Here is a 679-nt window from a genome sequence, read left to right on the forward strand (position 1 = left end):
GCCCGGAACAGCTTTTTCTTCTGAAGGATTGTACAGGATTTCCACAAAGAAGGGGGGATGGTCCGCCGGATCAGTTCTGCCGCTTCCTCTTCTTTTTCGGACATTGTTTTCATCGCATACCAATTCTCCATACGCTCACACCCCTTCACTTTTGGAAGTGATTTCAAGGCCTGCCCAGAATCCCCCTTCCTGGCAGAAAGGGACGTTCAATCCTCCGCCAATTTTGGCAAGCCGCTTATGTCGGTCGATCTTCTGGATCTTTGCTTCTTTTCCTTCCAGCGGTCCCTCGGTCACAATCGTCACACCATTTCGGATGACTCCTCTTGACATGGAAACATGATGGGCTTCCCCTCCCAGTTCTCTGAGGAACTCCTCAGTCCTGGAATCCACTTGCATCGCCCCGGAATCCTGGTCCTGCATGAGCCGGGACTTCTTTTTGGGAATCTCTTGTTCACATTCCAGAAAAATGAGCCCCGGAAATAGCGGCAGTTTCAACAAATGCCAGTCCCCTTCAAAACGTTTCAGCCGGTCATAAGTAAAGAAGAAGGCTTCCTCCCGTCCAGATGGGTGCTGTGCTTTCCAGTCCCGGACAGCAGATTCTTCCTGACCTTTGACGCACTTTTGCATGTACCAGATGGCCGCTCCCTCCTTTTCGTGAAGTTTTCTACTCTGCGAAATT

General features: G+C 50.7%; 1 protein-coding gene. It reads right to left on the reverse strand.

Annotated elements, in window-relative coordinates:
* Window positions 1-135: 135 nt before the first annotated feature.
* Window positions 136-679 (reverse strand): hypothetical protein (locus tag AOA56_RS16065; RefSeq protein WP_162224714.1); only part of this gene is annotated, 544 nt, incomplete at its 5' end.

This window comes from Sellimonas intestinalis (assembly GCF_001280875.1).
In the GTDB taxonomy this organism is placed as follows: domain Bacteria; phylum Bacillota; class Clostridia; order Lachnospirales; family Lachnospiraceae; genus Sellimonas; species Sellimonas intestinalis.